The sequence below is a fragment of the Enterobacter cloacae complex sp. HYC074_NIDB genome (genome assembly GCF_056673345.1).
The window spans coordinates 2,318,775-2,341,657 of sequence record NZ_CP114214.1 but is presented as its reverse complement, the minus strand read 5'-3'; the positions used below and the strand labels follow the sequence as shown (position 1 = coordinate 2,341,657).

Annotated in this window: 21 protein-coding genes; 8 read left to right on the top strand and 13 right to left on the bottom strand. The window is 55.4% G+C overall.

Annotation, left to right across the window (positions count from 1 at the left end; translation table 11 throughout):
* The first annotated feature begins 125 nt into the window (after positions 1-125).
* Positions 126-1,022 (top strand): DMT family transporter, encoded by an 897-nt coding sequence (locus tag O1724_RS11515; protein WP_003857219.1) that lies wholly within the window; start codon positions 126-128, stop codon positions 1,020-1,022.
* A 34-nt stretch (positions 1,023-1,056) separates the two neighbouring features.
* Here the strand turns inward: O1724_RS11515 and O1724_RS11510 are convergent, their stop codons facing one another.
* Both O1724_RS11510 and O1724_RS11505 read right to left on the bottom strand, forming a co-directional pair.
* The gene (locus O1724_RS11510; protein WP_003857221.1) at positions 1,057-1,731 is read right to left on the bottom strand and encodes a DUF3313 domain-containing protein; all 675 of its coding nucleotides are present in this window, start codon (positions 1,729-1,731) and stop codon (positions 1,057-1,059) included.
* Positions 1,732-1,864: 133 nt separating this feature from the next.
* A complete protein-coding gene (locus O1724_RS11505) occupies positions 1,865-3,460 on the bottom strand; it encodes an ABC transporter substrate-binding protein (RefSeq protein WP_003857222.1) in 1,596 nt (531 codons plus the stop codon).
* A 111-nt stretch (positions 3,461-3,571) separates the two neighbouring features.
* Here O1724_RS11505 and pepT point away from each other — a divergent pair, with 111 nt between their 5' ends.
* Positions 3,572-4,801: a peptidase T gene (gene pepT / locus O1724_RS11500; RefSeq protein ID WP_022651180.1), complete on the top strand. Its 1,230-nt coding sequence runs from the start codon at positions 3,572-3,574 to the stop codon at positions 4,799-4,801.
* Here the strand turns inward: pepT and tehB are convergent.
* Together tehB and tehA are read right to left on the bottom strand one after the other, a co-directional pair.
* Complete coding sequence (gene tehB, locus O1724_RS11495; protein WP_023314132.1) at positions 4,798-5,391, bottom strand: tellurite resistance methyltransferase TehB; 594 nt, start codon at positions 5,389-5,391, stop codon at positions 4,798-4,800. The genes pepT and tehB overlap by 4 nt on opposite strands.
* A complete protein-coding gene (tehA, locus tag O1724_RS11490) occupies positions 5,391-6,386 on the bottom strand; it encodes a dicarboxylate transporter/tellurite-resistance protein TehA (RefSeq protein ID WP_023324635.1) in 996 nt (331 codons plus the stop codon). The genes tehB and tehA overlap by 1 nt, the downstream gene beginning before the upstream one ends.
* Before the next feature lie 121 nt (positions 6,387-6,507).
* Here tehA and ydcK point away from each other — a divergent pair, with 121 nt between their 5' ends.
* Complete coding sequence (gene ydcK, locus O1724_RS11485; RefSeq protein WP_063944711.1) at positions 6,508-7,488, top strand: YdcK family protein; 981 nt, start codon at positions 6,508-6,510, stop codon at positions 7,486-7,488.
* Here ydcK and rimL read toward each other — a convergent pair.
* From rimL to O1724_RS11465, 4 genes are all read right to left on the bottom strand, one after another.
* Positions 7,483-8,022: a 50S ribosomal protein L7/L12-serine acetyltransferase gene (gene rimL, locus O1724_RS11480; protein WP_126296787.1), complete on the bottom strand. Its 540-nt coding sequence runs from the start codon at positions 8,020-8,022 to the stop codon at positions 7,483-7,485. The genes ydcK and rimL overlap by 6 nt on opposite strands.
* 105 nt (positions 8,023-8,127) lie before the next feature.
* Positions 8,128-9,783 carry a glucan biosynthesis protein D gene (locus O1724_RS11475; protein ID WP_045334842.1) on the bottom strand — a complete coding sequence of 552 codons (1,656 nt, stop codon included), beginning with the start codon at positions 9,781-9,783 and terminating at the stop codon, positions 8,128-8,130.
* A gap of 230 nt (positions 9,784-10,013) precedes the next feature.
* Positions 10,014-10,787, bottom strand: coding sequence for an ABC transporter substrate-binding protein (locus tag O1724_RS11470; protein WP_023314127.1), 774 nt, complete (start codon positions 10,785-10,787; stop codon positions 10,014-10,016).
* A gap of 10 nt (positions 10,788-10,797) precedes the next feature.
* On the bottom strand, positions 10,798-11,967 hold the full coding sequence (locus O1724_RS11465) for a pyridoxal phosphate-dependent aminotransferase (RefSeq protein WP_126296786.1): 1,170 nt from the start codon (positions 11,965-11,967) through the stop codon (positions 10,798-10,800).
* A gap of 113 nt (positions 11,968-12,080) precedes the next feature.
* On the opposite strand from O1724_RS11465, the gene O1724_RS11460 reads away from it, so the two are divergent.
* Positions 12,081-12,923, top strand: coding sequence for a LysR family transcriptional regulator (locus tag O1724_RS11460; protein ID WP_100397324.1), 843 nt, complete (start codon positions 12,081-12,083; stop codon positions 12,921-12,923).
* Here the strand turns inward: O1724_RS11460 and O1724_RS11455 are convergent.
* Together O1724_RS11455 and hglS are read right to left on the bottom strand one after the other, a co-directional pair.
* Positions 12,910-14,415, bottom strand: a complete 1,506-nt coding sequence (locus tag O1724_RS11455) for a carboxylesterase/lipase family protein (RefSeq protein WP_126296785.1) — start codon at positions 14,413-14,415, stop codon at positions 12,910-12,912. The genes O1724_RS11460 and O1724_RS11455 overlap by 14 nt on opposite strands.
* A 42-nt stretch (positions 14,416-14,457) precedes the next feature.
* Positions 14,458-15,801: a 2-oxoadipate dioxygenase/decarboxylase HglS gene (gene hglS / locus O1724_RS11450; protein ID WP_003857245.1), complete on the bottom strand. Its 1,344-nt coding sequence runs from the start codon at positions 15,799-15,801 to the stop codon at positions 14,458-14,460.
* 227 nt (positions 15,802-16,028) lie between these two features.
* On the opposite strand from hglS, the gene O1724_RS11445 reads away from it, so the two are divergent.
* On the top strand, positions 16,029-16,952 hold the full coding sequence (locus O1724_RS11445; protein WP_003857247.1) for a LysR substrate-binding domain-containing protein: 924 nt from the start codon (positions 16,029-16,031) through the stop codon (positions 16,950-16,952).
* Positions 16,953-16,993: 41 nt separating this feature from the next.
* Here O1724_RS11445 and O1724_RS11440 read toward each other — a convergent pair whose 3' ends face one another.
* The 3 genes from O1724_RS11440 to O1724_RS11430 form a co-directional block, all read right to left on the bottom strand.
* Entirely contained in the window at positions 16,994-18,685 is a 1,692-nt protein-coding gene (locus tag O1724_RS11440) for a methyl-accepting chemotaxis protein (protein ID WP_126296784.1), read from the bottom strand.
* Between the two features lie 159 nt (positions 18,686-18,844).
* Positions 18,845-19,963, bottom strand: coding sequence for an S-(hydroxymethyl)glutathione dehydrogenase/class III alcohol dehydrogenase (locus O1724_RS11435; protein WP_003857251.1), 1,119 nt, complete (start codon positions 19,961-19,963; stop codon positions 18,845-18,847).
* Between the two features lie 32 nt (positions 19,964-19,995).
* The gene (locus O1724_RS11430; protein ID WP_003857256.1) at positions 19,996-20,271 is read right to left on the bottom strand and encodes a metal/formaldehyde-sensitive transcriptional repressor; all 276 of its coding nucleotides are present in this window, start codon (positions 20,269-20,271) and stop codon (positions 19,996-19,998) included.
* A 340-nt stretch (positions 20,272-20,611) separates the two neighbouring features.
* Between O1724_RS11430 and O1724_RS11425 the strand changes: the two genes are divergently transcribed.
* The 3 genes from O1724_RS11425 to O1724_RS11415 all read left to right on the top strand — a co-directional run bounded on the left by O1724_RS11425 (position 20,612) and on the right by O1724_RS11415 (position 22,704).
* Positions 20,612-21,154, top strand: a complete 543-nt coding sequence (locus tag O1724_RS11425; RefSeq protein ID WP_126296783.1) for a hypothetical protein — start codon at positions 20,612-20,614, stop codon at positions 21,152-21,154.
* Positions 21,155-21,641: 487 nt separating this feature from the next.
* Positions 21,642-22,247, top strand: coding sequence for a hypothetical protein (locus tag O1724_RS11420; RefSeq protein WP_022651169.1), 606 nt, complete (start codon positions 21,642-21,644; stop codon positions 22,245-22,247).
* Positions 22,248-22,431: 184 nt separating this feature from the next.
* The gene (locus O1724_RS11415) at positions 22,432-22,704 is read left to right on the top strand and encodes an ElaB/YgaM/YqjD family protein (RefSeq protein WP_003857263.1); all 273 of its coding nucleotides are present in this window, start codon (positions 22,432-22,434) and stop codon (positions 22,702-22,704) included.
* Positions 22,705-22,883 lie beyond the last annotated feature (179 nt).

The window sequence follows — 22,883 nt, the reverse complement described above, 5'->3', positions numbered from 1 at the left end:
CCTGTTACCAGCCATTGTGCGAGAAAAAAGCGCAAGAATTTGCAAGTCCGGCGCAAGGCGATGAAAGCCGGGTCCCTCTTCTTTCGCCACACTGTTGTTTTTCGCGGTATGAGAAGAGAGACACCATGAACGCATTACTCTATGGGCTGGTTGTTGTTATCTGGGGCACGACCTGGATCGCCATTTTTTTACAACAGGGGCCGGTTGCAGCGCCGGTCTCCATTTTCTGGCGCTTCGCCGTGGCCAGCGCCACGATGATGATCGTCCTGGTCGCCCTTCGCCGCCTGCGCAGGCTGGCGCTGCGGGATCATCTCTACTGCATGCTACAGGGCTGCTGCGTTTTCTGTTTCAACTTCTGGTGCTTTTACACCGCCGCCGCCCATATCAATACCGGCCTTGAGTCGGTGATTTTCTCGATGGCCGTGCTGTATAACGCCATCAACAGCTTTATCTTCTTCGGCCAGCGTCCACCCGCACGCTTCTGGACGGCGGCAGCGCTGGGGCTTATCGGGATCATTACCCTGTTCTGGAACGATCTGCTCGCCAGCGGCTGGAGCGCGTCGTTGCTTACGGGCATCGGGCTTTCCGCCCTCGGCACCTACGGCTTCTCGCTGGGGAATATGATCAGCATGCGTCATCAGCGAAACGGGCTGGAAACCATGACCACCAACGCCTGGGCGATGCTGTATGGCACCGTCGTGATGGGACTTATCGCCCTCTTCAGAGGCGATAACTTTATGCCGGAATGGACGGTGAGCTATATGGGGGCGCTGCTCTATCTTGCGCTGTTTGGCTCGGTGATTGCCTTCGGCGCCTACTTTACGCTGGTAGGCCGCATTGGTCCCGGTAAAGCCGCCTACAGCACCCTGCTGTTCCCGCTGGTGGCGCTGTCGATTTCAACGGTGTACGAGGGTTACGTGTGGCATCTCAACGGGATCGTCGGCCTGTTGTTGATACTGGGGGGGAATATGGTGATGTTTACGAAGCCGGAAACCTGGTTCCGCCGCCTGCGGACGGCATAAAAAAACGGCCTGCGAAAATGCAGGCCTTTTTTTATTAATTTGCTGTCTGATGAACATCAAACATAGTGGCATCCGTTGCCATGTCATCCACAACCTGCTTCAGGGTGCCGAAGCCCATTGGCGTATTCTCGTTCGCCAGCTCTTTCCCTTCCCCCTTACGAACAACCTTAATCACCGGTTTGTTCGTAGCCGCGTCGATTAACTCACCTTCGAAGAACAGATGCGTATCCATGGTACGATGGCCCGTGGCCATCTGCGTACCCGCAACCAGCAGCGCGACAGGCACCACTTCATAGAACTGCAAACCTTCTTTGTCTGAGCTCACACCCGTGATGGCGCCGCGGAAGATCAGGCTATGTTTGCCCGGCGTCGTCACAATCGGCTTACGCTGGCCAATCGCGGTTTTCAGTTTGGTATTGGTATAATTCAACAGCTCATCAAGCGTTTTTTGCCCAAGCTGAGTGGTCGGTTTTGGCGTCGGGTAATAGGTTATCGGCGTCCAGATAATGCTGTCATAATTCGCCTCATTATAAGAAGGATCAACCCAACGCAGGGTTGGCTTCCCGGTTGCAGATTTCATCTCCTGCAAGCCTGAGTAATCTTTTAAAAAGCCTGAATATTGATCGGGGGCTGCGACTTTTGACGCACAGCCTGAAAGGGCCAACAGACCAGAAAGCACTGCAACTTTAAAAAAAGTGTGAGTACGCATGATGGTATTCCATGTTATCTGCAAGTATGCACTTGAAGTTATAACAAAAAATGGGGCGATGTGTTGTGGCAAAAAATGACGAAGACAGCACAAATAGCGAAAAAACTGCCCGACCGAAACCGGGCAGTGAAAATTACTCTTTCAGGTCCACTTGCCAGAACAGGTGTTTGCCGAAGGGATCAATTTCATAGCCCGTGACCTCTTTACGGACTGGCTCAAAAATCGTTGAATGAGCAATCATTACCGCCGGCATTTGATCGTGCATCATCTGCTGCGCCTGCTTGTACAGCGCCACGCGTTTTTCGCGATCGGTTATCGATTTTGCTTCGGCAATCAGGTTATCAAACGGCTTATAACACCATTTCGCCGAATTCGACCCGCCGTTGGCGGACGTACAGGTAAACAGCGGGCCGAAGAAGTTATCTGGATCCCCCGTCGCCGTTGTCCAGCCCATCAGCGCAGCCTGATGCTCCCCGCCCTTCACGCGCTTCAGGTATTCGCCCCATTCGTAGGTCACGATTTTGGTCTGCACGCCAACTTTCGCCCAGTCCGCCTGGATCATCTCCGCCATACGCTTCGCGTTCGGGTTATACGGCCGCTGCACGGGCATGGCCCACAGATCGATGCTTACGCCGTTGGCAAACCCCGCCTCCTTTAACAGCGCTTTCGCTTTTTCTGGATCGTAATCGTAGTCTTTCAGCTCGCTGTCGGCACTCCAGACGCCAGGCGGCAGCAGGTTTTTTGCCGCCGTGCCGGTGCCGTGGAAGACCGCCTCAATGATGGCCGGTTTGTTAATCGCCATCGCCAGCGCCTGGCGCACTTTTACGTTATCCAGCGGCGGCTTTTGCGTGTTAAACGCCAGGAAACCGGTATTCAGACCGGCCTTGCTCATCAGGTTGATGTCTTTGTTAGCCTTCATACGCGGCAGGTCCGCCGGGTTCGGGAACGGCATCACCTGACACTCATTCTTCTCGACTTTGGCAAAACGTACCGAGGCGTCCGGCGTGATGGTGAACACCAGACGATCCAGCTTCGATTTTCCCTGCCAGTAGTCAGGGAAAGCGGTAAAGAGGATGCGGGAATCCTTCTGATATTGCGACAGCTTAAACGGCCCGGTGCCAATCGGCTGCATATCGACCTTTTCTGGCGTGCCCGCTTTCAGCATGGCATCGGCGTACTCCGCCGACAGAATGGAGGCAAAGTACCACGCCAGGTCAGCGACAAACGGCGCTTCCGGATGCGCCAGGGTGAAGCGCACGGTGCGATCGTCAACTTTATCAATGGCGGTAATCAGGCTGCCGAACTCCAGACTTTCGAAGTTGGAATAACTGCCGTTGGAGACGTTATGGTAAGGATGATTCACATCCTTCTGGCGCATAAACGAGAAAATCACGTCGTCCGCGTTGAAGTCGCGCGTCGGCGTGAACAGCTTATTACTGTGGAATTTCACCCCTTTGCGCAGGTGGAAGGTGTAGACCTTGCCATCCTCGCTTACCTCCCAGCTTTCCGCCAGGCTCGGTACCAGTTCGGTAGTGCCCGGTTTGAAATCGACCAGACGGTTATAAACCGGTACGGCGCTGGCGTCCACGCTGGTCCCCGACGTATAGAGCTGAGGATTGAAATTTTCCGGCGATCCTTCGGAGCAATACACCAGCGTTTTTGCCGCGACGGTGGAACTGACCGTCAGTGCAGCAAGCGCCAGCGTTATCATTGTGAATGTGCTTTTCATCATTTATTCCTGTCTTTTTAATTCGACGGCTAATTACTTCTTTTGCCATTTCATAAATAACATTAAAGTGATGGCGCAAACACATGAAAAATAAATACAGAAGGAAACACTATGGGCTCGGAACTCTCCAGACAATTAACCCAACGCTTTTTCCGCTATCTCGCCATCACCAGCCAGAGCGACCCGAAAGTCAAAACCCTGCCCTCCACCCCGGGCCAGCACGACATGGCGCGGGAGCTGGCGAAGGAGCTGGAAACGCTGGGGTTAGACGATATTGTGATTGATGAGTTCGCCACCGTTACCGCCGTGAAAAAAGGTAATGTTCCCGGCGCGCCGCGTATTGGTTTTATTACCCATATCGACACCGTCGACGTCGGTTTATCCCCGGATATTCATCCACAAATATTAACCTTTACGGGGGATGATCTCTGTCTGAATAAAGAGAAAGATATTTGGCTGCGCGTAAAAGAGCACCCGGAAATTCTGGCTTATCATGATGAGGAGATTATTTTCAGCGACGGAACCAGCGTATTAGGCGCAGATAATAAAGCGGCCGTCACCGTGGTCATGACGGTGCTGGAAAACCTCACCGCTGAGCACAACCATGGCGATATTGTGGTGGCGTTTGTGCCCGATGAAGAGATTGGCCTGTGCGGCGCGAAAGCGCTGGATTTAAAGCGCTTCGACGTCGATTTTGCCTGGACCATCGACTGCTGCGAGCTGGGCGAAATTGTTTACGAGAACTTTAACGCGGCAGCGGCTGAAATTCGCTTTACCGGCGTCACGGCGCACCCGATGTCCGCCAAAGGGGTGCTGGTCAATCCGCTGCTGATGGCAACGGATTTTATCAGCCATTTCGATCGCCGGCAAACCCCGGAATGCACCGAGGGGCGCGAAGGTTATATCTGGTTTAACGGCATCCAGGCCGGGCAAAACGAAGCGGTGCTGAAAGCCAACATTCGTGATTTTGACAAAGACGGTTTTGCCGCCCGCAAGCAGCAAATTGCCGATGTGGCGGCGCAAATAGCCGCGCAGCATCCCACGGCAAACGTGGAGTATCGCATTGAAGATACCTACAGCAATATCAGCAATGCGATTGGCGAAGACCGCCGCGCGATCGACCTGATGTTCGAGGCGATGGAGTCGCTCGGCATCACCCCAAAACCGATCCCCATGCGCGGTGGCACGGATGGGGCGGCCCTGTCAGCTAAAGGCCTGCTCACCCCGAACTTCTTCACCGGCGCCCATAACTTCCACTCGAAGTTTGAGTTTTTACCGCTGTCGTCGTTCGAGGCCTCCTGTCGCACTGCACTGCAACTCTGTCTGCTGGCCGCGCGTTAAGCGGGCTTGCGTGCGAGCATGGTGGCGAAGCGCAGCTTGATACGGTTCCCGTTGGCATCGGTACGGTGGAGTTCCCCCACCTCTTCGTTGTACTTGATCAGCTCCCAACCTTCGTAGTAGTTACTCAGTTCACCGGGTTTGAAGGCAAACGGGAAGCCGACGGTGCACGGATAATCTTCCGTATCCATGGCGGCAACGATCAGGTTATAGCCGCCTGGTCTGGTGCAACGCTGCATATTGGCGATAAGACCAGGGATGGTATTCGCTTCGAGGAACATCAACACGACGGTGGAAAGAATAAAGTCGTATTCGCCGTCAAAGGTCAGATTGTTCAGATCCTTAATCGCCGTTTGCAGATTCGCGATCCCTTCCGCCGCCTTAATGCGCTCAATGTTATCGATGCTCATCGGGTTTTTATCCCACGCCGTCACGTCATAGCCATTGGCAGCGAGGTAGAGGCTGTTACGGCCATTTCCGCAACCCAGATCGAGCGTTTTTCCCGGCTTAACAATGTCCGCGCTGAGCAGCACCTCTGAGTGCGTGCGGGTCAGCCCATATTTCTCAGTAAAGTAGTTTTCATCGACAGTCATTATTTTTCCTCAGATTGCATAAGCAGTGCCTTATCAGCGCGCACCAGAAGTTTGCCCTGCATCAGCAAGATAAAAGTACGGACCAGCAGCATCGCGATGATGACGTTGGTGAAAATAAACAGGGGAACCGCGAGGGCATGAAAGAACCCTGACGGACTGCTCTGTCCAAGATGTAAACCGGTGGTCGCCAGCGCCGACACCCCGAACGAGAAGCTCCAGAACGACGCGTTGAACGGCTGCGACAGATACCACGGCATCAGACGCAGCATAAACAGGAGTTGCAACAGGCCATAGCCGAAAAGCATTTTGGCGAAGGTGTCCGCTTCGCCGCCGTTGACGCTAAACCAGGCGCTACAGGCCACCAGGGCAGGCGCAAGCTGGATCCCGAGCGAGGTACGAAGGGCAGCGGGCAGCTCGCCCGCGCTGCGCAGGCGTTGTAAAATGACCGGCTCCAGGCTCAGCCAGGAAAAGACCCCGGCACCAAGGAACACCAGCCCCGCGTCGTGGAAACCCAGCGCACCGCAGGCCATCGCGCTGATAAAATTGTTCGCCACCGTCGGCAGATAGAGTCCCGGCGTCGTGGCTTCTTCCGGATGCTTGCCGCGCCACAGCCCGGCGCTTTGCCAGGCGGCATACGCAAGCTGGATCACCACGCCCACGCTAAACAACCCCAGCGCCACCGGGCGATACCACGGCACAAAGCCGATGGCCACCAGCAGCGTTGTGGCAGGAAACAGGCTGACAAAACTGCTCATTACCGGATGCCGCATCTCGGCCAACACGCTATGTGGAAACCGTACCGCACGGGTAAGAAACGCCACGCTCAGAAGGAACCAGATCGCCACCGCCAGCGCCACCAGGATCTCGCCCGGCCAGCGCGTCACCGGCCAGATGGTGCTGGCATAACGCCAGGCGAACCCCATACCTATGGTCCCGAGGACCATACCGAAATACCCGGCGGGCAAGTTAAGAACGCGTTGGTTTAGGTTATGCATTTTTTTTAAAGTTTAAAATGTATTTTAAATGCCATTTTAAGGGGTTTCCTGTGCGGACGCCAGCACTTCGAAAAACCAAAACTTAGCTACGTTTATTGAAAGGCTTTTCAGGGATAACACGATGACAAAATATCGGCTCAGCAATGAAACGCGTCTCTGGCGCTGGCAGGACGGATCAACACCGTGCACAACGCCTCTAAGACAAATTATTGCCGTGAAGGATTTTAACGATGTGACCAGCGGGACTAAAGGCGGTTGGGTTGAGGATGAACACGCGCTCGCCCAGGACGGGGATTGCTGGGTTTACGATGAAAACAGCGTGGTGTTTGCCGGGGCCAGGATATCCGGTAACGCCCGCCTCACCCAACCCTGCATCGTAAGCCACCGCGCACACGTTGGCGGCAACGGCTGGCTTGACGCGGCAGAGGTGAGTCACGGCGCGATGATACGTGACAACGTCACCATTCAGCATTCCACCGTACGCGGGGAATGTCGTATCGCGGGTGACGCGCGGGTGCTGCATAACAGCCTGGTGATTGCAGCCAAAGGGCTGACACCCGACCGTCAGCAGATCCTGCAAATTTATGACCGAGCCACGGTCAGCCAGTCGCGTATTGTGCATCAGGCGCAAATCTACGGCGATGCCATGGTGACCTGGGCCTTTGTTGAGCACCGTGCCGAGGTGTTCGATCGCGCCATTCTTGAGGGCAACGCGCTGAATAACGTCTGGGTGTGCGACTGCGCCAAAGTGTACGGCAACGCCCGTCTGCTGGCCGGTCTGGAGGATGATGCCATCCCGACCGTGCGGTACAGTTCACAGGTCGCGGAAAACGCCCTCGTTGAAGGCAACTGCGTCATTAAACACCACGTATTAATAGGCGGCGAGGCGTGGTTACGCGGCGGGCCAATCCTGATTGATGACAAAGTGGTTATTCAGGGGCGGGCGCGTATCAGCGGCGATGTCCTGATTGAGCATCAGGTGGAAATAACGGACGATGCGGTTATCGAGGCGCTGGAGGGTGAGAGCATTCACGTCCGGGGAGCCAAAGTGATCAACGGCGACACGCGGATCACCCGGACGCCGCTGCTGGGGGCGCTATAGCGGGAAGATTCTGGCGTAGAGGTTCACGTCATCGTAACGCCCGTTGAGCATCTCCGCTTCCCGCAAACAACCTTCCAGCGTGAAACCGTTGCGCTGCGCCACACTGTTACTGCACTGGTTATCCACGCGACACTTGATCACAAAACGGCGGATCTCGCCGCGCTCAACGTAATAGCGCATAAACGTCTGGAGCGCCTGAGAAAGAATACCCTGCCCCTGATGCGCCTCGTCAAGCCAGTAGCCAATGTACCCGGTTTTATTCGCAGGCTCGATCGCGTTGAAGGTCAGCACGCCCACCAGCTCGTCCTTCATGAAAATCAGGAACATTTTGGCGTAACCGCGCTGGTGCAACATCTGATTGCTCTGCACGTTGCGGCGCGTGTCCTCTTCGCTGCCGACATGCTGCGCCCAGTCGAAGGCGGTTTGCAGCCAGGTTTTGTTTTTGATTACGAGGTTATGCAGATCGGTGGTATAGCGCTCTTCGACGGCGCGAAGCTCGATTTCCTGGTTAACGGGGATGATTTCTGAAGACATAGTGCCTCTTAATTGCCGGGTGGCGCTAACGCTTACCCGGCCTACAAATGCGTCCAGAGCAGGCCGGGTAAGGCGAAGCCGCCACCCGGCACAAACCCATAAGGACTAGCGCATGATCCGGTCGTCAACGTAGTTACGTTTGTCCGGCGCGGGCGGGAAGTACTGGTACAGCCAGGTCTCGCTGATGGCATCGCCCTGACAGCGCAGGAACAGGCGCATATCCACCGGCTCGGTGGAGTCAGAGGTTGGATACCAGTCAAACAGAATGCGATACCCGTCGAACGGTTCGACATAGAGGATCTCCACCTGCTTCGCTTCACCGCTGGACAGGGTAATCACCGGCTCAATGCCCTTCGGTGCGGCGGCCTTCAGATCGCCCCCGACGAAGTCAATGGCAAAGCGACGGGCCCACACTTTCGGGTAATTTTCACCCGGCGCCCAGCCCTCCGGGAAGCCGCCCATACCGGTACGGGTAGCGTAGACGTTTGCCAGCGGGGAACGCACCGGCGGCTGCGCGCTCCAGTAGAGACGGTATTTGAAGTCCAGCTCATCACCCGCCTGCACCGGTTTCTCCGGCTGCCAGAAGCAGACCACGTTATCGAGCGTCTCGCCGGTTGTCGGGATCTCCATCAGGGCGATGGATCCTTTCCCCCAGTTGTTGCGCGGCTCGACCCACAGGCTTGGTCGCTTGTTATACCAGCCCATGACGTCCTGGTAATGGGAGAAGTCACGGTCAAGCTGTAACAAACCAAAGCCTTTCGGGTTTTTATCCAGGTAGGCGTTGAATTGCAGCTTTTGCGGGTTGTTCAGCGGTCGGCAGATCCACTCCCCGTTACCGCGCCACATCGCCAGGCGGTCTGAATCATGGATCTGCGGATGTATGGTGTCGCACATGCGGCGTTCGTTGTTGCCGCAGCTGAACATGCTGGTCATTGGTGCGATGCCGAGCTGCTTGATGTCTTTGCGCGCATAGAGATGGTTTTCGACGTCCATGATCACCTGACTCTTCTCACAGTGGATCACAAACTTATAGGCACCGGTAATGCTCGGGCTGTCCAGCAGCGCATAGACGGTAAAGGTGGTATCACCCGGCTTAACGGTTTCAAACCAGAAGGAGGTGAAATCCGGGAACTCTTCCGGGGTGTCGGTAAAGGTATCCACCGCCAGCCCGCGCGCGGAAAGGCCGTACTGGTAGGTATCATCCACTGCGCGGAAGTAGCTCGCGCCCAGGAACGAAACGATATCGCGTCGCGCCAGTTCCGGCGCTTTAAAGACGCGGAATCCGGCGAAGCCGAGGTCGCTCTGCCCTTCAAGCTGGCGGGTATCCACGCCCGTATCGCCGTAGCTGAACAGCTCAGGCCGGAAGTGGATCTCACGCGCCTGAGAGGTGGTTTGATCCAGCGAGAACATGCGCACGCGGCGGCGGAATCCCATCCCCATATGGAAGAACTGGGCGTCCAGCTGACGGCCTTCAATGTTATTCCACAGCGACTGCTTCTCATCGTAACGGATGGCGTTGTACGCCTGCGGCGTCATGGTGGCCAGCGTTTCCGGCAGCGGACGCGGCGCACCGCCCCACGCGGTTTTCGCCAGATCGTGCGCCATGGATTGCAGAACAGAGAAGTCAAAGCGACGGCTCTGACCGTCGGCAATGTCGGAGTCAGCAGCATACGCCGCCTGGGAAAACAGAGAAGCAAGGCCAGAAGTGCCGCTCAGGGCAGCCATTGCCAGGGAACCTTTGAGAAAACGTCTGCGATTCATGCCTGAGAAAACGTCCTTATGGTCGTGTGAATGAGTTTCGCGCGCAGCGAAATGACGGCAAGAAAGAACGCACAGCCTAAACAAAAACGGTTAAGAATCCAATTGTTGGCGGGTGATTATCTGAACAAACCGAGAAATATTTTCTGTCGACCAGAACGGCCTGAAAAAGGGGTAAAGTTATGTATAAAAATGCCCCGGCTGGACATCGACAGCCGGGACCAACGAGGCGGTTATTTTACGCTGACATCGATACCCGGGAAGTACTTATCAGCCAGTTTAGCGATCGTGCCGTCGGCACGTACTTTATCAATTGCGGCATCAAGCTGCTTTTTGGTGGCCTCATCCCCTTTACGCAGCCCAAAGCCGATCCCACTGCCGAGGATGGTGTCGTCCGACACCGGTTTGCCGATAAAGCCAAACCCTTTACCCTGCGGCTTACTGAGGAAACCTGCCTGCCCGGCCGCTGACATGACCAGCGAGGCATCGATGCGGCCATTCAGCAGATCTCCCCAGGCCATATTCTGATCTTTATAAGACACCACGGTGACACCGTGCTTTTCCCAGTGCTCTTTGGCGTAAGTTTCCTGAATTGAACCCTGGAGAACGCCGATGGTTTTGCCCTTCAGCCCTTCGGGGGTAGCCTCTACCGCAGAACCGGCTTTGCCCACCAGCTGGGAGGGAATGCGATAGATGGGCTGGGTGAAATCAATGCTTTTGCGACGCTGCTCGGTGATGTTCATCGCCGAGTTTATGGCGTCGAACTTTTTCGCCACCAGACCGGGGATCAGCGCATCAAACGAGGTTTCAACCCAGCTGCACTTCAGCGCGGCGGCTTTACAGATGGCATTTCCCAGCTCTACGTCAAACCCTTCCAGCTCCCCTGACGCATTGCGGCTTTCAAACGGTGGATATTCCGCTTCCAGCCCGTATCGCAACTCGGTGGCGGCAAACGACGAGAATGAACACAACAGTCCCATGCCGACAACTAACGCGTGTAATTTCATCTCAAATTCCTTAACGTGGTGTAACCCGACAAAGGGCCTGGGCACCTGCCCGTAACGTCGCCTCATCTTTCGCAAAAGAGAGACGGATTAACTTATTGTCCGTGCCATCGGCATAAAACGCCGACAGCGGAATGGTGGCAACCCCGTACTCGACAATCAGCCTTTTCACCATCTCGCTGTCGCGCTCGTCGCTAAAGCCGCTGTAATCCGCCAGCAGGAAGAACGAACCGGCACTTGGTAGCAGCCTGAACGGTGAGTCGGCGAGCAAACTTTGCAGCAGATCGCGCTTGCGCTGATAAAACGCCGCCAGCGACAGCCAGGTTTGCGGATCGGTCATGTGTTCGGCAAACGCGTACTGCATCGGCGTATCGGCCGAGAACATTAAAAATTGATGGACTTTACATATCTCATCCATCAGTTCCGCGGGTGCCACACAATAACCCACGCGCCAGCCGGTGACGTGATAGGTTTTTCCGAAAGAAGAAATAATCACGCTGCGCTCCGCCAGCTGCGGGTGCGTCGCCATTCCGTGGTGCGGTTCGCCATCAAAAACGACGTGCTCGTACACTTCGTCAGACAAAATGATGATGTCGGTGTGGCGCGTCAGCGCTGCCAGCTGGTGCAGATCGGCGGCTGAAAACACCTGTCCGCTCGGGTTGTGCGGCGTATTGACGATGATCATCCGCGTGCGTGGGGTTATAGCCGCCCGTACTTCATCCCAGTTCACGGCAAAATCCGGTACCGTCAGTTTAATGGCAATCGGCGTCGCTCCTTGCAGACGGACAATCGGCGCATAGCTGTCAAAGGAGGGCTCGAAATAGATCACCTCGTCTCCAGGATGAACCAGCCCGCTGATGGCTGAGTAAAGCCCTTCGCTGGCGCTGGCGGTCACCAGCACCTCACTCGCCGGGTCATAGTGTGTGCCATAGAGCGTGGCAATTTTGTCCGCGATGCGCTCTCTGAGCGGTTGCAGACCGGTCATGAAGGCGTACTGGTTATACCCTGCCTCCATGGCGCGGGTCACGCCGGAGATAAGTTTTGGGTCGCAGGAAAAATTCGGCGCACCCTGAGAAAGGTTGATGGCGTTATGCCGGGCTGAAAGCTGGCCGATAACGGTAAAAATGGTGGTTCCTACATCGGGCAATTTGGATCGTGTCTGCACCGGCGTTTTCAAAGTCATCCTCTGTCCCTTCTCGTGGTGAATGCATAACTATTCAAACAACAACTTCATTGCCGGGACAATCGAATTGTTGTCATAATAGCCATGACAAAAATGCATAGCTAAGGTGAGATATGTCGCGTCGTTCATTTCCGCTTAATGCCGTAGAGACGTTCATCGTGACCGCGCGTCACCTGAATCTTACCCATGCCGCGAAGGAGCTTTGTCTGACGCAGGGGGCGGTAAGCCGTAAAATCGCCTCGCTGGAAAGCTGGTTCGGCTTCCCGCTGTTCGAGCGCCATGCCCGCGGCCTGCGTCTCTCCTCACAGGGAAGCGCCCTGCTGCCGGAGCTGCAATCTGCCTTTGAGCACCTGCTGAACGTTGCTGAACAGGCGCGAACGCACCAGACCGTAATTCGGCTGAAAGCGCCGACGTGCGCGATGCGCTGGCTGGTGCCGCGTCTGTTACAGGTGGAGCGCGAACAGCCGGAACTCCAGATTGCGCTGACCACCACCACCGATCACAACGTCAATTTCAAAACCGAATCCTGTGACGCGGCGATTGTGTTTGGGACGCACATGAGCGCCGGCGATCTGCTGTTCGAAGAGGCCTTAACCCCGGTGATGAGCCCGCTACGGGCCGGCTCTGCGCTGGAAGCACTCACCTTCCTTCACCCCACGCGGGACAAAACGGACTGGTCGCTGTGGCTGGCGAAACAGCCGGGTCCGCCGCCAGCTATGCTCAAAAATCAACACTTCGAAACCATGGATCTCGCCATTACCGCCGCCATTCAGGGGCTGGGCATCGCCATCGCGGATGAAACGCTGGTGGAGGAGGACGTGCACGCCGGACGGCTGATGCGCCCGTTTGACACAAGCATAAAAACGGGGGCGAGCTACCGGCTGGTATTACGCGACGCACCCGGCCCTGAAAACGGGCTGGATGCGTTTCGCGCCTGTCTGCTCAGTCGAGGCTGACGTGGTGTTTCATCACCCGTTTGAAGAGGCTCATACGGGCACGCATGAAGCGGTTTTCAAGCCGAAAACCTGCATGTTTATTCACACCAATACGTAACAGCACGTCCCGCCCTTTCCGGCAGGCGGGCCAGCGCGTGGGCCCTGCCAGGCTATCGCGTGCCCCCGCATCCCGGGCGAAGCTCACCCAGTAGTCCGCCACCTGAGCGGCGAAGGCCAGATCGCGTTCATTCACATACTGCCGCGAAGGTTCCACCTGTCCAAGGGTATCGAAGACGTAGGGCACTTCGTTGCCGTGCCAGGCGCCGTTGATGTACGTCGCGTGCTCTGCTTCGGCCACATAATCAAACCAGTATCGCCAGCACAGGCCGCCCGCCCGCTGCTGGGCCTGCATTACCACGTATCCCATGGTGGTGAAGGCCATGTCGCGGCATACCTGCCTGCCGAGTTCCTCATCCCCCTTCACGCCAGGATAAAGCAGCTTTATCAGCCCCAGGCCAAAACGCCGCTCACGGCGGAGCTTCTGGATCTGCCCGGCCATATCGACCCCGAATACCGACATCACGCTGGCTTCGTCGCTGTTCGACCCAATCATCACCGGTACAGGATGCTGGCGGGCCGCGAAGAAAACGTCGAGCATGGCCTCAGGCAAAACGCAATCCCCCACGATGGGCGCAGGGGCGATATTCAACGGCGAGGTCAGCGGCCAGAACGCCTCAGGTGGGATCGCGCGAAGCTGTTCCGCGGTAGCATTGTGCAGGCCGAAATGGGCGGCAATCGCTTCGCCTTTATGCAGGGCCTGCTCGCGCGGGGTGTCGGGCAGCGTGTACCCGCTTTGCACAATGGCTTTATGGAACAGTCCTCCCGCAAGCGGGGAAGCCATCAGCGACAGCACGCTGCGCGCACCGGCCGACTCGCCAAATACGGTGATGTTCTCAGGATCGCCGCCGAACGCGGCAATGTTATCGCGCACCCATTCCAGGGCCTGGATCTGATCGAGCAGTGCAAAGTTATGCACCACGCGCTCTTCCTCCCCCTCCAGCGCCGGATGAGCAAAAAAGCCGAGGTGGCCGAGACGGTAATTGATCGTCACCACCACCGTGCCACGCTTCGCCAGCGCCCTGCCGTTATACGGAGGCAGCCCGCCAGCGCCGAGGGTAAATCCTCCGCCGTGCAGCCAGACCATCACCGGAAGCGGAGCGGCGCGAGCCACTGGCGACCAGACGTTAAGGTACAGGCAGTCTTCAGAGAACTGGCCGGGGTCGCCGCCGCCCAGCTCCTGACAGCTTTCGCTGCTCTGCCAGCTGGAGGCGGAGAACGCCGTCGCCGGACGCACGCCATCCCAGCGTGCAGGGGGACGCGGGGAGCGCCAGCGCCACGGGCCAACAGGGGGTGCCGCATAGGGAATGCCACACCATACATGGGTATCGCCTTCAGTAAAACCAATCAGTGCGCCCTGGCGCGTTTCAACCACAGGGGCGGAGGGATTTTCCATACCAACCTTCTTTTTCCATCACACCCTTGCAGAGTAACGGTTTCAGAGCAAACCGCAACGCTGTTTGCTGCGCGCTTCCGCCTCCTCGTAAAGCGAAAACTCGTCATACACCGCACAGCCGAGCGCGGCTTCGAAGGCATTGCGGCTGGCATTGCCGTGGCTGCGCGCCTGCGTTTCATTGCCAAGATTCGACTGGAAGATCCCCGCCGCGCTGACGGGCAGAAAATCCTCGTAGGTGATGGGCTGTGCCACAACCCAGCCGCGCTCGATCAGCGGCTGCGGATCGTCGCCGGGACGAAAAGCGTGGCGATGCGCCTCACCTGTCGGGGTCAGACGGTAGCGGAAATAAGCCAGCCCCTGACGGCGCAGGAACATTTCACTGTCCGGGAAGGCGCTGAAGATCTCGCGCAGGTGAAGCTGGTGGGTCAGGTTGTCTTTGCCGGTCCCGGCCTGGTTTAACAGGCTGTCGTACAGCTCGCGCCCTTTCGGCGTAAGCGCCACGCCGCGCTGCTCAATCTCACCGAAACGCGCGGTATGGGTGCCCTTGTGTTCCCCCGCGAACAGCACCGGCTCCTCCAGCGCCTTAAAGCTGGTCTGACGCAGGAGGATCGGCACCTCGCGGCGCGGCGGGCCTTCAATCAGGATTTTCGGCTCGATGCCGTACTTCGGCATTAGCTCCTGCACCCGGTCGATATCCAGCGTGCGCGGCGTGAGATGGTTGATGTGGCACCCCGGGAAACAGACCACGTCGGCAATCAGGCGATGTTCGTTGCTCAGCGCCAGATAGGTTTCCTGATCGACCGTCGCATGGCGATGCCAGCGGAAGGTTTCTAAGGCTTCCTGCACAAATTCGCGCGCCTGTGCCTCGGTAAAGTGTCCCTGCGCATCATGCAGGTCGATCAGTTCCAGACAGCGCGGCGTAAAGATGTTGCGCCGGGAGAGGATCTCCGCCGCCCTTTCGCGCAGCGCAACGTTTTCAATCAGCTCCAGGCGCAGCAGCGAGGTAAAAATGCGAAACGGATTACGGCAGAGCGCCGCATCGTCTGTCGGACGAAACGCCGTCGAGTGGACGGGCACGCCCGCCTGGGAGAGATCGTAGTAGCTGACCGGGTACATGCCCATAATGGCGAAGATCCGGCGCAGGGTGGAAAGCTCCTGCGCGGTGCCAACGCGGATCGCACCGTGACGTTCAACATTCAGGCGCGCCAGTTCGTCTGCGTTCGCCAGTTGTTCATGTAAAAGTGGGTTATTTTCCAGAACCGCCAGGTTAACGTCCGCCACCAGTTCCAGCAAGGTGCCGTACTGCGGAACTTCCTGCTGGTACATCGCCGACATAGCCTGCGAAAAGTGTTCCCGAATATCATCAGCCGTGATGGTGTTCGCCATGATGTCATGCCTCCAGTGAATACTACCTGGAGTGTAGAGAAGCCCGTTCCTTTCGTTGGGAAGAATTTACGAATTGTGATCCAGGCAGACGAGTGGTCAAAGCGTGGGCATTTTCGAAAAACGGTTGTAACTCAAACAGATCAAATGTTAAAAATATTTTGCTATCAGGTTATCAAATTCAAACATCTTAACTTGTCACCCGCGTCGCTCTGTTTTTAACATCGCCTATGGAAAAAAATGGTCTGTTCAGTCAGCGCATACGCTTGCGCCATTTGCATACTTTTGTGGCCGTCGCTCAACAGGGAACGCTGGGGCGAGCGGCTGAAACCCTTAACCTCAGTCAGCCTGCACTCTCCAAAACGCTGAACGAACTGGAACAGCTTACCGGAACCCGCCTGTTCGATCGCGGCCGTCTGGGGGCTCAGCTTACGCTCGTGGGCGAACAGTTCCTGACGCATGCCGTTAAAGTTCTCGATGCCCTCAATACCGCCGGTCAGGCGTTAAACCGTAAAGAGGAGCCGGCCAGCGACATCGTGCGCGTGGGCGCGCTGCCAACGGCGGCGCTGGGCATACTGCCTGCGGCGATCGGCCAGTTCCACCGTCAGCAAAAGCACGCCACGCTTCAGGTCGCGACCATGAATAACACCATGCTGCTGGCGGGCCTGAAGTCAGGCGAGCTGGATCTGGGCATTGGGCGGATGTCCGATCCGGAACTGATGAGCGGCCTGAACTACGAGCTGCTGTTCCTGGAATCGCTGAAGCTGGTCGTGCGTCCGAATCATCCCCTGTTGCAGGACACCGTGACCCTGAGCCGTGTGATGGAGTGGCCGGTGGTGGTCTCACCAAAAGGAACCGTTCCGCGTCAGAATGCGGAAGCGTTGCTGCAAATGCAGGGCTGCACGCTGCCTTCCGGGTGTATTGAAACGCTCTCGGCGTCGCTGTCGCGCCAGCTTACGGTGGATTATGACTACGTATGGTTTGTGCCGTCCGGCGCGGTGAAGGACGATCTGCGACGCGGCGTGCTTACGGCGCTGCCGGTAACATCGCCCGGCGCGGGAGAACCGATTGGGATCCTGACGCGGGTAGATGCCCCGCTCTCTGAAGGTGCCCAAACGCTGTTAAGCGCCATTCGTAAATCAATGCCTCTTTGACCATAAACGCAGAACCCGCCGCGAGGGCGGGTCTGTCTTACTCAGAACGTTTCCCAGTTATCACCTGAGACGACCGCCGCCGGGGTTAAAGGCGAGGGTTTCGCTGCGTTTGCAGCGGCTGGAGCCCGTCCTGCACGCGCCCCGTTGAGACGAAACGCGCCAACGGCTTCCGTCAGACGTGCGCCCTGCTCCTCCAGCGAAGCCGCTGCCGCAGAAGCTTCTTCCACCAGCGAGGCATTCTGCTGCGTCACCTTATCCATCTCGGAAATCGCCTGGCTCACCTGAACGATGCCGCGGCTCTGCTCATCGGACGCCGCTGCAATCTCCAGCATGATATCGGTGACGCGTTTAACCGCCTCGACGATTTCATTCATGGTATTGCCCGCTGCAACCACCTCCCCGGAACCCTGATCGATAAGCGACACCGATTCATTGATCAGGCTTTCAATCTCTTTCGCCGCGTTTGCGCTGCGGCTTGCCAGGGTGCGAACTTCACTCGCCACGACCGCAAAGCCGCGTCCCTGTTCACCCGCACGCGCCGCCTCGACCGCCGCGTTGAGCGCCAGAATATTGGTCTGGAACGCGATGCTGTTAATCACGGCGGTAATTTCAGAGATCTTCTTCGAGCTGGTGGAAATATTACCCATGGTTTTCACCACGCCGGAGACCATCTGCCCCCCGCGGCTGGCCTTCCCGGAGGCATCTTCTGCCAGTTTACTTGCATGATGCGCGTTATCGGCGTTCTGTTTCACCGTCGCGGTGAGCTGCTCCATGCTGGCCGCCGTCTGTTCAATCGCCGCCGCCTGCTGCTCAGTACGGGAAGAGAGATCGGTGTTACCCGCGGAGATCTCGCTGGTTCCCCGGTAGATCTCCTCCGCCCCTTGCCGCACGGTGCCTACGGTGGTCACCAGCGCGTGCTGCATCGTTTGCAGATCGCGCGTAAGGCGGCCAATTTCACTGCGCCCGGTCGGTTCGTCCGGCATGGTCAAATCGCCTTTCGTGATATTTTCGATACGCGTAGCGGCTCGCTGGAGCGGGTTTATCACCGTACGGCGCAGCACCACAAAAGTGATCACCGCCAGCGCCAGCGCCAGGCCAAACGCGCCGAACATAAACATCAGCCCCAGCCGGGTGCGGGTGTGAGCCTGCGCCGTCAGCGCGTTGGCGCGTTCGGTGCGGATTTTTATCGCCTTCAGCAGCACCGCGTTATAGGCATCGTCCAGCGGACGCGCGGTCTCATTTTCGTGGTTAATAATGGCTTCAAACATGCCGTTTTTGGCATATTTCAGCATCGGCTGCATACCGGCGATGTAGGCGTCATAGCGGGCTTTCAGATCGCCGTCCAGCGCTTCATCAGCCGGTGTGCGAATAGTGCGCTTCATATAGGCGGCAAATCCATCCTGCGACTGCCTGATGCGGGTCTCAGCCTCAGCGATGTTTTGTTTCATCGCCTCCATCTCCGCGATACGGCTCGCCGCCCCCGCGTGGATCATGTTGATACGGGCGGTGCGTAAATGGTTGGAACTGTTTGACAGCCCGGTGCGCACCTGGATTTCTGCCGTAACATCCTGCTGATCGTTATCGGCCTGGAGCAGGAAATAGCCTGCCAGACCCGAGCTCAATGCAAACAGGAGAATAATGCCACCGAGAATGGAGGAAAACAGCGGAACCAGCCGGATGTGGTGCAAGAAACTCAGCTTATGCTGCGCCTGCATCGATGTTGTGTTGTCCATGACCGTCGACTCTCTTATAGGTAAGATGCGTAAAAACACGCCTGTAAAAGAGTCATCGGCACGGCGTAGAATTAGATTACGGTTAAAAGCGCCAGACAGGTCACACTTTAGAAAAGATCAGGGAAGAAATGCCAGCGGAAAAAACCGCTGGCAGAATAATCAGTTGTCGCCGAAATGGATAACGGTACGAATAGATTTTCCTTCGTGCATCAGATCGAAGGCTTCGTTGATCTGCTCCAGCGGCAGGCGGTGCGTAATGAACGGGTCGAGCTGAATTTTACCGACCATCGCATCTTCAACCATGCCCGGCAGCTGGGTACGGCCTTTCACGCCGCCAAATGCCGACCCGCGCCATACGCGCCCTGTCACCAGCTGGAAGGGACGGGTTTTGATCTCCTGACCCGCGCCGGCCACACCGATAATGATGCTCTCGCCCCAGCCTTTGTGGCAGCACTCAAGCGCTGAGCGCATCACATCGACGTTGCCGATACATTCGAAGCTGAAGTCCACGCCGCCGTCGGTCAGCTCAACGATCACCTCCTGAACCGGTTTGTCGTAGTCTTTCGGGTTGATGAAATCGGTCGCGCCCATCTCACCTGCGAGCTTAAATTTTTCCGGGTTGGTATCCACAGCAATGATGCGGCCAGCTTTCGCCTGTACCGCGCCCTGGATGACTGCCAGACCGATCCCGCCGAGGCCGAACACCGCCACGGTGTCACCCTCTTTCACTTTCGCCGTGTTATGCACCGCGCCGATACCGGTGGTGACACCGCAGCCGAGCAGACAGACTTTATCCAGCGGGGCCTGCGGATTCACTTTCGCCAGTGAGATCTCGGCGCACACCGTGTATTCGCTGAAGGTGCTGGTCCCCATGTAGTGATAAATGGGCTCGCCGTTATAGGAGAAACGGGTGGTGCCGTCCGGCATAAGACCTTTACCCTGCGTGGCGCGCACGGCCTGGCAGAGGTTAGTTTTGCCGGATTTGCAGAACTTACACTCGCCGCACTCTGCGGTGTAGAGCGGGATCACATGGTCGCCGGGCTTCAGGCTGGTGACGCCTTCACCCACTTCCACCACCACACCGCCCCCTTCGTGGCCGAGCACCGCCGGGAATACGCCTTCCGGATCGTCACCGGACAGGGTAAACGCATCGGTATGGCAAACGCCGGTGTGGGTAATTTTGATCAGCACTTCGCCTTTCTTCGGCGGAGCAACATCAATTTCAACGATTTTCAGCGGCTGGCCTGGGCCGAACGCGACAGCTGCGCGAGATTTCATGATGTCTTTCCCTTGTTGTGAGGTGTGTGGATTTATTTTAGATAAGAGCGCAGTAAATGGCCGACTTCCGCCATCCGCACAGCCCGCTGATCCGGGGTGGTCTCCCCCGTCACCAGCTCATCTTTGAGGTGAATTTCAACCATTTCCCCCATCAGGCCATTGGCAGCGCCGCGCACGGCGGCGATTTGCTGCAAAATGGCGAGACAGGGATCGCCCGATTCCAGGGCGCGTTCAAGGGCATCAACCTGGCCCCGAATGCGGCGGACGCGGGTCAGAATACGTTTTTTATCTTCGGGTGAATGCGGCATACGCCCTCCTGATACTATAGGGGGGTATTGTATCCTTCATGGGAATTTAATGTAAACATTAAGTTTTATGAGGGTATCAGGTATCATGTAATTTATAGTGTGTTTCTTTTCTTAACTCGAACATCTGAACTAAGCTATGACACATTCTGTAAAAACATAGTTGTAATAAATACCGTCGTATCCGCATTTTTGAAGGTTTCTGCATTCACGCAAATTCCCGTCCCCACCAAAGACTGTAGGTTTCTTAAGAATACAATGAGGAATAGACTAATAGGCGATAGTTAACATTTTTAAATGTCAAATGCTTTTTATGAATGAAAACTTTTATTAAGGGCTTTTAATGAGCATTTTCTTAAGACGAAGTATAAATGCATTATGCAAAGATAGTTTATTTTTCTTTCTTCTTAGTCTGGTTGTATTGATACCTTTCAATTTCCTTAGTGATAAATATACTCAGGAGATAGAAACTATCATTGAAGAACATATGGCCCCTCATTCTCTTGCAGCAATGCTTGTAATAGCAACGTCTATTACGTCTCTGACACTTCGATTTGTCGGCAGCATAAATGTCAAGAAAAAATATAATAAACTCATATATACACTCATTATTTTCCCTGTTATCAAAGTAGGGAAAGCATATGCTTCTACGATGGTCGGCATGATGACAGGGTTAACCTTAATATTATCCTTCTCTGAAGGTATATCAAAAACAATAATGCCTTTATTTTTCATTGTTTGTATTTCTATGTACTGGTTTCTTTTTGAAGCGATATTGTATGTTAGTAAAAATGGCCTGCCATCAAACGTCAGTAAAAAAACAACAAATATTTTATTGCTAATAATAGTAATTATAATACCCGCAGTGTATTTCTACATTGTATGAAGTAGCTATCAATGAATTCAAAACCAGATGGCCATACCTAAAAATTGCGGCCAGTTTTAAACTCAAGTTAAGATCCGTATTGAGCAGGCAAAGGAGATCACTATAGCCTGTCTGTACAACTGCGGCCGCGGTGTTATTGGCCTTGCGGCATTTAGCACTTATACACGTGCTGGTCACCAGCTGCTGACTTAGCCACTCTTTCTTCGCCTGCCAGCTCGGGTGTGGAGAAGCGGAAATGCTGTATCTGGTATATTCGACCTGCTTCAACGAGTTCTATGTTGAGCAGCTACAGCTGTTTAACGAGCGGTTGGGGTTTACCCTTAACGTCTCTCTCAGAGATGGTGCAACCATATTTAGGGTTTACCCCCACCTCGACCAACCCTATTTAGCTCAAAATGTTAAAAATCCGCACTTATATGGCACATTGTGAACAGAAATAACATTCTCGTCACCTAACATACCCGCTACAAACAAAATGGTGGTGTTAATGATTGTACTAAAGAGCTTTTTATTCTTCGTTGGCGCGGCGGCCGCTTGCGCACTTATTGTACTGTGTCTTTGGGTTGATATGCGGTTTGTCGGCCATGATATTCCGGAATTATCACTGACCGAAATTATGCAGGAAACGGTATTAGCGAGTATTGTCTTTCTCCATTTTCGTCTGGCGAAAATGTACGAATCCATGCGTTACTGTAATATTCTGGTGGGCGGATTTTTCCTGACAATGCTAATTCGTGAGCTGGACGCGCTTTTTGATCTCATTTCTCATGGGAGTTGGGTGTGGTTCGCGCTGATTACCGCTGTGCTGGCGTTAATTCGCCCCGTTATGCATTTTCGTGCTACCCTGGAACAGCTGGCAAAATATACCCAATCCCCCTGGTACGGTATTCTGTTGAGCGGCCTGCTGGCTGTACTGGTCTTCTCCCGCCTCTTTGGCATGCAGGTGCTGTGGCACGCCATCCTGGAGCATGGCTATATGCGTGTCGTGAAAAACGCCGTGGAGGAAGGTTCGGAATCGTTCGGTTATATGCTGTGCCTGGCCGCATCCCTTGGTTATTACGTTACCTTTCCCGCTCACGCACGACAAAAATAATCTCTTCACACTGCGTAGAGAGACGGCGAGGGAAATAGTGATCAACAACATCCTAAGGACGTTAGGGTTGTCATGTAAGAAAGACATATCCTAAAAAGGGGCAATCAGGCGTCGATTTCAGCGAATTCTCGCTCACGCCTGAAATCAGCGTCTATCCTTAGACTATCAACAAAAGGAGGCTGGAATGTCTGATTTCGACACTGATAAAAATGCACAATACGCTGGCGATAAAGCCAAAAACAAACTTGATGAATTATCCGGCTCTGCGCAGCAGCAGTTTGGTGAATTCGTTGACTCCCCTAAACACCAGGTGAAAGGTGCAGCGAAAAAATATGCTGCCCAGGCCAGTGATGCCGTCTCGGATGTTACTGAAGCCGTCAGAAATAACCCGTTAACGGGCTTAATCGCTGCGGGTGCGGTAGGTATCGTTCTGGGACTTCTGCTGGGACGTAAATAATTTCAGGCCCTCCGGGGCCTTTTCTTTTCCCCCTCTTTCCTTCTCTTCCCCCCCCCTAATTTTGATAGTTCTCCTGATAAAAGCTCAATCCATACGAAAAAGTTGTACAATTTTGATGTACAGATTTGACCATATAGTATAAATTCGATGCCAGTGATGTTACAAAATTGTTTGTTAAC